Consider the following 609-nt stretch of genomic DNA (forward strand, 5'->3'; position numbering starts at 1 on the left):
CAGGAGCGCGGCGCAGGCGAGGGCGGCGTGGCCACCAAGGAGCGGCCGCCCGCACCGGCGTTGCGCGCCAAGGGGATCGACAACGACGCGCCTCCGCTGACCTACGTCGGCCCGGCAGAGGACGGCTCGCGCGGCGCAGGCGAGGGCGGCGTGGCCACCAAGGAGCGGCCGCCCGCACCGGCGTTGCGCGCCAAGGGGATCGACAACGACGCGCCTCCGCTGACCTACGTCGGCCCGGCAGAGGACGGCTCGGCCGAGGTGCAGCGGTCCAACGGCGGAGCGCGGCATGCCGCGTCGGCCGGCGGCGGAGGCGGAGGCGGCGGCACCCGACGGGAACGCCGTGAGGCGGCCCGTCAGCAGGCCAAGGGCGCCAAGGCGCCGCGCCCACGCCGTCGCGGCTGAGCCCTCACCCGATCTGCAGCGCGACCAGCTGCCAGCGGTCGGGTCCGACGAGTTCGACGCGCGCGGCGATGGCGCGCACTCGCTCGCCGCGGGTGTAGGTGGCGAACACCTCGGCCGCCGTCGAGCCGGATCCGGCTGCCCGCAGGCGAACCCGGCGCAGCCGGGCCGGAGCAGCGTGCCGCAGCCGGGCGTGCGTGACCACCGTGG

General features: G+C 77.8%; 1 protein-coding gene and 1 pseudogene. One reads left to right on the forward strand and one right to left on the reverse strand.

Annotated features, from left to right (window positions below; translation table 11 throughout):
- Positions 1-402 (forward strand): annotated as a pseudogene (locus tag H7I41_RS19600) (hypothetical protein); the annotation flags it as partial.
- Positions 403-406: 4 nt separating this feature from the next.
- On the opposite strand, the gene H7I41_RS19605 reads toward H7I41_RS19600, so the two are convergent.
- Positions 407-609, reverse strand: a 203-nt coding sequence (locus H7I41_RS19605) for an Rv3235 family protein (RefSeq protein WP_264014282.1), incomplete at its 5' end; no start/stop codon positions are given.

It is taken from the genome of [Mycobacterium] manitobense, from assembly GCF_025821665.1.
Taxonomy (GTDB): domain Bacteria; phylum Actinomycetota; class Actinomycetes; order Mycobacteriales; family Mycobacteriaceae; genus Mycobacterium; species Mycobacterium arseniciresistens.